Origin of the sequence: Brachybacterium sp. J153 (assembly GCF_036311905.1) — a bacterium.
Taxonomy (GTDB): Bacteria; Actinomycetota; Actinomycetes; order Actinomycetales; family Dermabacteraceae; genus Brachybacterium.
The window spans coordinates 129,346-138,557 of record NZ_JAZDCH010000012.1; the positions used below are offsets into that span (position 1 = coordinate 129,346).

Sequence of the window (9,212 nt, forward strand, 5' to 3'; positions counted from 1 at the left end):
GCCACGGCGCCCGTGCCGGAGGGATGATCGGCCCATGCCGCATCCGCAGATGTTCGACGACGACGACCCGGTGCTGGCGAGGGTCCGCGCGATCGCGCTGGCCCTGCCCGGTGCCGCGGACGAGCGCAGCTATGCGCCCGCCTATCTCGGGACCTCGGGCTGGCTGGGGATCGACCTCGACGTGCGCACCGACGACGCGGAGCTCGCCGAGCTGATCGAGGAGTCGTACCGCACCGTCGCCCCGGCGCGCCTGCTCGCCGAGCTCGAGCAGGGTTCCCCGCGCCGGGCCTGATCCGCGCCGTCGCGGGGAGTCGGGCGGGAGACCACCCCGGAGGGCGGGGATCAGCCGCGCGGCGCGGGCAGCTGCTGGAACTCGTCGATCAGCCCCATCAGCTCCGTTCCCATCTCGACCTGCACCAGCAGCAGGCCGATCGTCCCGTCGGCCGCGACGAAGAAGTCCGTGCCGAACCCGCCGGACCAGCCCCAGCTGCCCTGACGCTCCCCGCCCGTGACGACCGCGACGCCGCAGCCCCAGCCCGTGCCGTCCCAGAATCCGGGGAAGAACGAGTCCTCCTGTTTGGCCGCCGCGGGCACCAGGTCCGAGGCCAGCAGCGCGAGGTGCTCCGCGGAGAGCAGCTCCCCGCCCCGCAGCGCCCGCAGGAAGCGCAGGTAGTCCGCGGCGGTGGAGACCAGCTCGCCGTGCGACACGTCGTGCGGAGGAGGGCCGACGAGCGGGCCGCGGCCCGCCGGCTCGACCTCCCCGAGAGCGCCGTCGTCGATCCGGAACGCCGGCGGCAGCCGATGCGCCTGCGCCGCGGGCACGAAGGAGCCGGTGTCGACCATCCCCAGCGGATCCAGCAGGTCAGCGCGCAGGTGCTCCCCGAGGGGTCTGCCGGTCAGTCGCGAGAGCAGCACGCCCAGTACCCCGAAGGAATGGTGATAGCGCCACACCGATCCGGGCTCGCCGACGAGCGGCAGACCGCCCAGCGCGGCGAGCCACTCGTCGGCGCCGAGGCTCCACGGCGCCGAGCCCGCCTCGAGGCCGGCGTCGACCATGGCCCGCTGCAGCGGTCCCTCCGCGGTCGCGATGCCGAGACCGGAGGTGCAGGTCAGCAGGTGCTCCACGGTGATCGGGGTGGCGGAGGGTCGGGCGGCATCGAGCGGCGCGAGGGGGTGCGGGAGCACGCGCGGGGCGGCGAGCTCAGGCAACCACTGCGCGACCGGTGCGTCGAGCGCGAGCTCGCCCCGCTCGATCAGGCGCAGCGTCGCCACGGCCGTGATCACCTTCGTCATCGACTGGATGCGCAGGATCGCGTCGGCGGGGAAGGGCGGTCCTCCCGGCGCGACCCGGCCGCGGGCGACCGGCTCGGGATCGGCCCCGTGCGCGATGATCCCGCCCGGCACCGTGCCGGCGCGGATCGCGGACTCGAGCAGGCGGACGGCGGGCGAGGTCGGCGTCGACATGGCCCCAGAGTAGGGCGACCGGCGCCGCCTACACTCGGCCCATGAGCACGTTCTCGGACTTCGTCCGCCTGGAACCGCGCGAGGTGCCGCTCGGCGGACCGCGCGGGATGACCGTGCACCGCACCCTCCCCGCCCGACGCACCTCCCTCCTCGGCGCCTGGTGCTTCGTGGACCACTTCGGCCCGGACGACGTCTCCGCGACCGACGGGACGCGCGTCGCCCGCCACCCCCACACCGGCCTCGCCACCGTGTCCTGGCTGTTCGACGGCGCCATCACGCACCGCGACGCGCTCGGCAACCACGCCCTGGTGCGCCCCGGCGACGTCGACCTCATGGTCGCCGGCGCCGGCATCACCCACTCCGAGTTCTCCGCCCTCGACACGACCGTGCTCCACGGCGTGCAACTGTGGTTCGCCCTGCCCGATGCCACCCGCTTCCGCGAGCGGGAGTTCACCGTGCACACCCCCGCCGAGGTCTCGACCGGCACCGCTCGTGCTCGGGTCGGCCTCGGCGCGCTGCGCGCCGTCGACGGCGAGGGGTCGCCCCTCGAAGACCGCAGCCCCGTCACGACCGACACCGCGCTCACCCTGGCCCAGCTCGACCTCGAGGCGGGCGGCACGCTGCGGCTCGCGCTCGACCCCGCGCACGAGCACGGCATGCTCGTGGACCGCGGCGCCGCGCGGCTGCGGACGGGGGAACGGGAGACTCACGTTGCGGAGCGAGAGCTGATGGTGCTGCCCGACGGCGCCGAGTACCTCGAGATCCGTGCGGCCGAGGGGACGCCCCTGCGGTTGATGCTGCTGGGAGGTGAGCCGCTCGGCGAGGACATCGTCATGTGGTGGAACTTCGTCGGCCGCACCCACGAGGAGATCGTCGCGTTCCGCGCCCGCTACCAGGCGGAGATCGGCGTGGAGCTCGCCCTCGAGGACGCGCCGATCGCGCCCGTGGTGCGGGAGCGCGGCGGCCTCGCCGCCGACGCCGAGCAGTTCGGCCCTTTCGCCCCGCACACCCCCGCCGCGCTGCCCGCCCCGGAACTGCCCCGCGGCCGGCTCCGCACCCGCGGCCGCCGCGGCCTGCCCGACTGACCGCCCCGACCGCCCTGACCGCCCTGACTACTCGCGGCCCGCTCCATCGGCGGCCGGGAGCTCCCCCTGATCCCCGAGAGATGCCATGAACAGCACCGACGCCCTCCCCGCCCTCGACCAGACCGAGCGGGTGATCCTGCGCGCCGCCGAGGAGGAGGGCGGCACCGGCTGCCCCTGCGACCTGCTCGTCGTCGGCGACACCACCGGCGCGCTCACCGCCGCCGCCCTCGAGCTCGTCACCGATCATCCCGACGCGAGAGTCCACTCGTGGAGCGCCTCGCGGGCGGAGACCGCCGCGCTCGCCGAACGGCTCCCGCAGGCGCTCTCCCTGGGGCGCCTCGTGCTGCCGACGGGGACCGACCCCGTTCCGCTCGAGGAGTTCGCGGGCGGGGCCGAGGCGCACCTGGTGCTCGCGCGGCTGCCGAAGTCCCTCGCCGGCCTCGACGACCTCGCGCGGCGCGTCGCGGTGCTCGCGGCGAGCAGCGGGAGGGAGGACCTGACCCTGATCGCGGGTGGGCGGGTCAAGCACATGTCCCGCTCGCAGAACGACGTCCTTGCCAGTGTGTTCGGCGAGGTGCACGCCTCACGCGGCCTCGGCAAGTCCCGCGCCCTCGTCGCGTCCGCGCCGCGGCCGGAGACGACCCTGCCCGCGCCCGCGACCGGCACGGCGACCGTGGCGGTCCGGGGGGAGCGCCGGGAGCTCGGGCTGCGCGGGATCGGCGACGTGTTCGGCGGGGCGCGGGCCGACGCCGGCTCGCTGCTCCTCCTGGGGGCGCTCGATGCGGCGCTCGTCGCGGGGGAGCTCGCGGTGGGCGGTGTCCCGGGCGGCGCAGCGGAGGCGACGTCAGCTGCTGGGGCGACGGCGGGAGGGACGTCGTCGGCCATCGCGCGCGCGGTCGATGTCGGCTGCGGCAACGGCCTGCTGACCGCTTATCTCTCGGCGGCGCTCCCGGATGCGGCAGTCCTCGGCAGCGACGACGACGCGGATGCGGTCGCCGCGACCCGCGCGACCCTCGCCGCGAGCGGACTGGCGCGGGACGACGTGGAGGTCACCTGGGACGTCTCGCTCTCCCTGGCCGCGGACGCGAGCGCGGACCTGCTGCTGCTGAACCCGCCCTTCCACGACGGCACCGCCGTCGACGCGACGCTCGTGCAGGACCTCCTCGACGCCTCCGCGCGGGTGCTGCGCCCCGGCGGGCAGCTGTGGTTCGTGCACAACTCGCACCTGCGCTACCGGCCGGAGGTGGAGCGGCGCGTCGGCCCGGTGCGGGAGCGCGCCCGCGATCGCCGCTTCACGGTGCTCAGCGCGACGCGCTAGGTCGCCGGCGCCTGCGCCGCCGTCCGCGCCCGCTCCGGCGCGGCACAGGCGGAATGGCCGGATTCTCAACCACTTTCGGCCTCGAAGTGGTTGAGAATCTGGCCCGCCTCGGCGGGGCTGCCGGGCGAGGGACGCCAGCGGGTGGTCTCTGCGACGACTGCGCGCCTGGCCTCCACGGAGGGAAGCCAGGCGCGCAATCGTCGGCTGGGCTGAGACGGGCTGGGCCGGGTGCTGGAGCCGGGACTCAGGCCACGAGGCTCGTGAGCACCGAGGTGAACATCGCGAGGCCGTCGGTGCCGGTGCGCGTGCCCTTGCCGGGCTCGTCGGGGCCGAAGCCGGCCTCGACCGCGTGCTCGGGGTGCGGCATCAGCCCCACCACATTGCCCGCGGCGTTGGTGATACCGGCGATGTCGCGCTGCGAGCCGTTGGGGTTGTCCTCGAAGCCGGCCGGTCCGTGGGTGGCGCCGGCGACGTAGCGGAACACCACGCGGCCCTCCGCCTCGAGCTCGTCGAGGGTGCGGGCGTCGGCCATGTACTGGCCGTCCTGGTTCTTCAGCGGGACGCGGATGACCTGGTCCTGGGCGTAGCCGGACGTCCAGGCGGTGCCCGTGTTCTCGACGCGCAGCGGCTGGTCGCGGCAGATGAAGGAGCGGTGGGCATTCTTGATCATCGCGCCGGGCAGCAGGTGGGTCTCGCAGAGGATCTGGAAGCCGTTGCAGATGCCGAGCACGGGCATGCCGCCGTTCGCCGCGTCCACGACCCTCTCCATGACGGGGGCGAACCGGCTGATCGCCCCGGCGCGCAGGTAGTCGCCGTAGGAGAAGCCGCCGGGCAGGACCACGGCGTCGACGTCCCTCAGGGAGTCCTCGCCGTGCCAGAGCGCGACCGGCTCGGCTCCGGCGAGGCGCACCGCGCGCAGAGCGTCGCGGTCGTCGAGCGTGCCCGGGAAGGTCACCACACCGATGCGCATCAGGCGTCCTCGACCTCGAGGGCGACGACGTCCTCGATCACGGGGTTCGACAGCAGGGTCTCGGCGGCCTCGCGCAGGGTCGCGAGGACCTCCTCGGTCACCTCGCCGGCGACCTCCAGCTCGAACCGCTTGCCCTGGCGCACGGAGGCGACGCCCTCGAAGCCCAGACGGGGCAGGGCCGCCGCGACCGCCTTCCCCTGGGGGTCCAGGATCTCGGGCTTCGGCATGACGTGGACCACGACGCGTGGCATGGGCGCTCCTCGGGGGCGGGCGGGGCAGGGACCTGCGGGTCATCCTACCGAGCGCGCCGGACCCGGAGGCGGGCGGTCCAGGGGCGTACGGTCGGGGGACCACCACGCCCCCCGGGAGTCGCCATGAGGATCCGCCATCTCGTCCATTCCTGCCTGCTCGTCGAGGTCGCCGCGCGGCGCGTCCTGATCGACCCGGGGATGTTCAGCGTCGAGGCCGTGCGCGCGCTCGAGGGGTCGATCGACCTGGTCGCGATCACGCACCAGCACGCCGACCACGTGCAGCGCGCCCTCCTCGCCGAGGTGCTCGAACGCCACCGGGACGCCGTGGTGCTCGCCGAGCCGGAGACGGTCGCGCTGCTCGCGGAGGCCGACGCCGGCCCGATGGGGGAGGGGCCCGCCATCCCGGCGGAGCGGATGCGCGCCCTGCCCGCGGGGGAGTCGCACGAGCTGCCCGCCGTCGGCGGCCGATCGCCGCTGCGGGTGACCGCGGCCGGCGGGGCGCACGCCGTCATCCACCCGGACATCCCGCGGGTCGGCAACACGGGCCTCGTGCTCTCGGCGGGGGACGGGCCGCGCCTCGGCGTCACCGGCGACAGCCTCGAGCCGCTCGCCGAGTTCCAGGGCATCGACGTGCTCGCGTTCGCAGTCGTCGCCCCCTGGTCGAAGATGTCCGAGACGATCGAGTTCCTGCGCGCGGTCCGTCCGCGGCTCGCCCTCCCGGTGCACGATGCGGTCGCGAGCGTCGGGGGCCGCGCGATCTACGTCCGCCAGGCGACGGCGCTCGCCGCCGAGGGCACCGAGGTGCGCGACTGGGTGGACCCGGAGCGCTCGATCGAGCTGTGAGCGGGTAGGGTGCCGGGCGTGCACGGGAGTCCGGTGAGCCGGGCTGAGAGGGAGTTCTCCAACTCCGACCGTAGAACCTGATCCGGATCATGCCGGCGCAGGGAGCTCCGCCAGGCGATCGTCGCCGCGCGCCCGTGCCCACTCGAAAGGCATGGACCGTGACCACACCGCCCGCAGCCCCCACCGCCCCGGCCGATCCGTCCGCGACACCGCTCGGCTTCGGCGTCGGCGCCCGCGTGACCGCCGCCGTGATGAGCGAGGACTACGCCCGGATCCTCGTCGGCGCCCTCTCCGCCCTCGACCTGACCGGGCTCGTGCGCGAGACCGGGGACGTCTCCACCTATCTGGGCGGCCACGAGACGCACCTGCAGCGCGCGCTGATCGACCTCGGCGAGGCGCTCGCCCGCACCGAGCACCACGCGACGATGTCGGTGCTGCTCTCGCGGGGCTGCCCCGGGGAGGTGGCCTGCGAGATGCCCGGTGGGGCGGGACCGCGCGTCACCGCCGTGCCGCCGCCACGGCGCACCGGGCGGTTCGCGAGCGCCGAGTGGGCGCTGTACCCGCTGGCCGACGCGGTCGCCGAGGACGGCACCCCGCCCGACCACATGCGCGACATCTACGCCGCGATCGACCACGCCCGCGAGCTCGGCACCTTCCGCGGCTCCGAGCACTTCGTCACCCGCCTCGAGGGCGACCTCGGCGACGTGATCGCGACGGCCATCGCCGGCTGGCTGCTCGTCGGCCGCGGCGTCCAGCACGTCACGAGCCACCTCACGATCTCCCTGAACAGCCCGTCCCACGATCTGCGCGAGCTGCCTGACGCGCCCGCTGAGATCTCTCCGGGCGCGACCGCGGGGACCGGGCCGGACGCGTCCGCGGAGGAGGCCCGATGAGCGCCGAGCCGCAGAGCCCCGACTCCCGTGAGGCCGCGGCGCCGCAGACCGCGCAGACCTCTCCCGATACTGGCGCCGCGCGCCCCCGCCGCGCTCCGCTGGCCCTCCGGGAGCTCGTGCTGGTCGTCGTGCTCGGCGTCGTGTTCGGCTTCCTGTACTGGGCGTTCGTGCAGGCCTGGAACCTGCTCGCGATTGCGATGGGACCCGCCGGCGACCTCGCCCAGCACGTGCTGTTCGGGTCCTGGCTGCTGGTCGGGCCCATCGCCATCGCGATCCTTCGCCGCCCCGGCGTGGGCATCCTCGCCGAGATCCTCGCGGCGGTGATCGAGGTGGTCTTCCTCGGCAGCCCCGTCGGTCCGCTGCTGCTGCTCTCCGCCGCGCTCCAGGGCCTCGGCTCCGAGCTGCCCTTCGCCCTGACCCGCTACCGCCGCTACGGCTGGGGCGTGTTCGCCGTCTCGGGAGCGCTCGGCGCGAGCCTCGTCTTCTTCTGGACCGCCTACCGCATGGGCTGGTACGGGCAGGACCTGCTCGCCCTCCGCCTCGGAATGCAGATGCTCTCCGGGGTCCTGCTCGGCGGGCTGCTCGCCCGCGTGATCGTGCGGGCGCTCGAGCGCACCGGGGTGCTCGCCGACTTCGCGATCGGGGCCGCCGGTGCGGCGGCGATCCCCGAGCGCCGTGTCCGCTGAGGCGGTGACGGCGCGGCCGGTGAGCGTCGCGACGACCGACCCGAGCCCGCTGGTGCGCGCCGAGGCGCTCGAGGTGGTGCTGCCCTCCGGGGCGGGCGTGGGTCCCTGGACCGGCGAGATCCACGACGGGGAGCAGGTGCTGTTGCTCGGCCCCTCCGGCTCGGGCAAGTCGACGCTGCTGCGCACGCTCGCCGGGGCGATCCCCTCCCACCAGCGCGGGCGGGTCCGCGGCAGCGTGCGCCTCGCGGGCGGGGTCGACCCGGTCGCGGGCGGGGTCACGGCCGCCGCCCCGCTCGTGGGCCATCTCGGTCAGGATCCGGCCGACGGGGTCTGCCTCCCGCAGATCGCCGAGGACGTGGCGCTCCCGCTCGAGAGCGCCTGCACCCCGCCCGAGAGGATCGGGCCCCGCGTCCATGCCGCGCTCACCGCGACGGGCACGGCGGACCTCGCGCACCGCCGCGCCGCGACGCTCTCCGGCGGACAGCTGCAGCGCGCCGCGCTCGCCGCCGCGGTCGTAGCCGAGCCGCGGCTGCTGCTGCTCGACGAGCCCACCGCGATGCTCGACGCCGAGGGGGTCGCCGCGGTGCGGCGCGCGGTCGACGCGGCCGTCGACGCGACGGGATGCGCCGTGCTGCTGGTCGAGCACCGGCTCGACGAGTGGGCGGGGGAGGCGGGTGTTGCCGGGCTCCCGGCCCGGACCATCGCCTTGGACCGCTCGGGGCGGGTACTCGCCGACGGGCCCACCGCCCGGGTGCTCGCGGAGCACGGGGAGCGGCTGCGCGCGGAGGGCTGCTGGCTGCCGCGGGAGATCGAGCGGCGGCTCGAGGACGGGGCCGGTGCGGGCGGGATCTCCCCAGCCCCGGACGGTACGGCGCACGTCGCGGCGACGGGCGCGGCCCCTCGTCAGACGGCCGGGACCCCCGCGCCCGCCCCGACCCCGCTGCTGCGCCTGCGCTCGGCGACCTTGGGACCGGAGGGGCGTGACGTGCTGACCGGCGCCGACCTCACGGTTCGGGCCGGTCGGGTGCTCGCCGTCGTCGGCCGGAACGGCGCCGGGAAGTCGACGCTGCTGGGCGCCCTCTCCCGGCTGGACCCGTTGCGCACGGGGACGCTCGAGGGCGGCGCCGCCGCGCTCGTGCTGCAGCGTCCCGAGTCCCAGTTCGTGGCGGACACCGTCGTCGGGGAGCTCGCCGCGAGCGGGGCCGGGGAGCAGGCCCGGACGGAGCTGCTCGCCCGCCTCGACCTCGGCGACCACGCGGACCAGAGCCCCTACCGGCTCTCCGGCGGGCAGCAGCGACGGCTCTCCCTCGGCGCCATGCTGCTGACCGAGCGGCCGGTGCTGCTGGCCGACGAGCCGGGCTACGGCCTCGACCGCGCCGCGCAGGCCGAGGTGCTCTCGCTGCTGCGCGAGGCGGCGCAGGAAGGTCGCGGGGTGGTCCTGACCACCCACGACCTCCGCGCGGTCGAGGCCGCCGACGAGGTCGTGGTGATCGCCGGGGGCCGGCTCGTCGGCCCCCTCGCCCCGGCCGCGCTGCTCGCCGACGGCGAGCTGCTCCGTCGTGCCGGGCTGCGCGCCGGGGAGGCGGCGGACCCGGCGGGCGGCACGACGGGGGAGCGGGAGCCGGGGCGTGCCCCGCACCCCGGGTCCGCGGCCGCGGCCGCGGCCGCCCAGGAAGGGAGGGACAGGCCGCTCACCGCACTT

At 75.7% G+C, this 9,212-nt stretch carries 10 protein-coding genes and 1 riboswitch; of the genes, 7 read left to right on the forward strand and 3 right to left on the reverse strand.

The genetic code is table 11. The annotated features are described in order from the left end of the window. Positions 1 to 34 precede the first annotated feature (34 nt). The gene (locus tag V1258_RS07395) at positions 35 to 292 is read left to right on the forward strand and encodes a hypothetical protein (protein WP_329749023.1); all 258 of its coding nucleotides are present in this window, start codon (positions 35 to 37) and stop codon (positions 290 to 292) included. A 50-nt stretch (positions 293 to 342) separates the two neighbouring features. Here V1258_RS07395 and V1258_RS07400 read toward each other — a convergent pair whose 3' ends face one another. Continuing rightward, on the reverse strand, positions 343 to 1,464 hold the full coding sequence (locus V1258_RS07400; protein WP_329749024.1) for a serine hydrolase domain-containing protein: 1,122 nt from the start codon (positions 1,462 to 1,464) through the stop codon (positions 343 to 345). Positions 1,465 to 1,505: 41 nt separating this feature from the next. On the opposite strand from V1258_RS07400, the gene V1258_RS07405 reads away from it, so the two are divergent. Then, positions 1,506 to 2,549, forward strand: a complete 1,044-nt coding sequence (locus tag V1258_RS07405; RefSeq protein ID WP_329749025.1) for a pirin family protein — start codon at positions 1,506 to 1,508, stop codon at positions 2,547 to 2,549. A gap of 85 nt (positions 2,550 to 2,634) precedes the next feature. Further along, positions 2,635 to 3,867 carry a class I SAM-dependent methyltransferase gene (locus tag V1258_RS07410; protein ID WP_329749026.1) on the forward strand — a complete coding sequence of 411 codons (1,233 nt, stop codon included), beginning with the start codon at positions 2,635 to 2,637 and terminating at the stop codon, positions 3,865 to 3,867. A gap of 244 nt (positions 3,868 to 4,111) precedes the next feature. Here the strand turns inward: V1258_RS07410 and purQ are convergent, their stop codons facing one another. Continuing rightward, positions 4,112 to 4,837, reverse strand: coding sequence for a phosphoribosylformylglycinamidine synthase subunit PurQ (gene purQ / locus V1258_RS07415; protein ID WP_329749027.1), 726 nt, complete (start codon positions 4,835 to 4,837; stop codon positions 4,112 to 4,114). After that, on the reverse strand, positions 4,837 to 5,088 hold the full coding sequence (gene purS / locus V1258_RS07420; RefSeq protein WP_329747501.1) for a phosphoribosylformylglycinamidine synthase subunit PurS: 252 nt from the start codon (positions 5,086 to 5,088) through the stop codon (positions 4,837 to 4,839). The genes purQ and purS overlap by 1 nt, the downstream gene beginning before the upstream one ends. Before the next feature lie 123 nt (positions 5,089 to 5,211). Between purS and V1258_RS07425 the strand changes: the two genes are divergently transcribed. The 4 genes from V1258_RS07425 to V1258_RS07440 form a co-directional block, all read left to right on the forward strand. Then, entirely contained in the window at positions 5,212 to 5,931 is a 720-nt protein-coding gene (locus V1258_RS07425; protein ID WP_329749028.1) for an MBL fold metallo-hydrolase, read from the forward strand. A 12-nt stretch (positions 5,932 to 5,943) separates the two neighbouring features. Next, positions 5,944 to 6,052, forward strand: a riboswitch (TPP riboswitch). Between the two features lie 37 nt (positions 6,053 to 6,089). Continuing rightward, positions 6,090 to 6,824: a YkoF family thiamine/hydroxymethylpyrimidine-binding protein gene (locus V1258_RS07430; protein ID WP_329749029.1), complete on the forward strand. Its 735-nt coding sequence runs from the start codon at positions 6,090 to 6,092 to the stop codon at positions 6,822 to 6,824. After that, positions 6,821 to 7,510, forward strand: coding sequence for an ECF transporter S component (locus tag V1258_RS07435; RefSeq protein WP_329749030.1), 690 nt, complete (start codon positions 6,821 to 6,823; stop codon positions 7,508 to 7,510). The genes V1258_RS07430 and V1258_RS07435 overlap by 4 nt, the downstream gene beginning before the upstream one ends. A 19-nt stretch (positions 7,511 to 7,529) precedes the next feature. Then, on the forward strand, positions 7,530 to 9,212 hold a 1,683-nt coding region (locus V1258_RS07440; protein WP_329749031.1), incomplete at its 3' end, for an ABC transporter ATP-binding protein.

What these genes read in the sequence shown, in the direction of transcription:
- V1258_RS07395 (WP_329749023.1), top strand. Translation starts at nt 35, where the DNA reads ATGCCGCATCCGCAGATGTTCGACGACGACGACCCGGTGCTGGCGAGG.
- V1258_RS07400 (WP_329749024.1), bottom strand. Translation starts at nt 1,464, where the DNA reads ATGTCGACGCCGACCTCGCCCGCCGTCCGCCTGCTCGAGTCCGCGATC.
- V1258_RS07405 (WP_329749025.1), top strand. Translation starts at nt 1,506, where the DNA reads ATGAGCACGTTCTCGGACTTCGTCCGCCTGGAACCGCGCGAGGTGCCG.
- V1258_RS07410 (WP_329749026.1), top strand. Translation starts at nt 2,635, where the DNA reads ATGAACAGCACCGACGCCCTCCCCGCCCTCGACCAGACCGAGCGGGTG.
- purQ (WP_329749027.1), bottom strand. Translation starts at nt 4,837, where the DNA reads ATGCGCATCGGTGTGGTGACCTTCCCGGGCACGCTCGACGACCGCGAC.
- purS (WP_329747501.1), bottom strand. Translation starts at nt 5,088, where the DNA reads ATGCCACGCGTCGTGGTCCACGTCATGCCGAAGCCCGAGATCCTGGAC.
- V1258_RS07425 (WP_329749028.1), top strand. Translation starts at nt 5,212, where the DNA reads ATGAGGATCCGCCATCTCGTCCATTCCTGCCTGCTCGTCGAGGTCGCC.
- V1258_RS07435 (WP_329749030.1), top strand. Translation starts at nt 6,821, where the DNA reads ATGAGCGCCGAGCCGCAGAGCCCCGACTCCCGTGAGGCCGCGGCGCCG.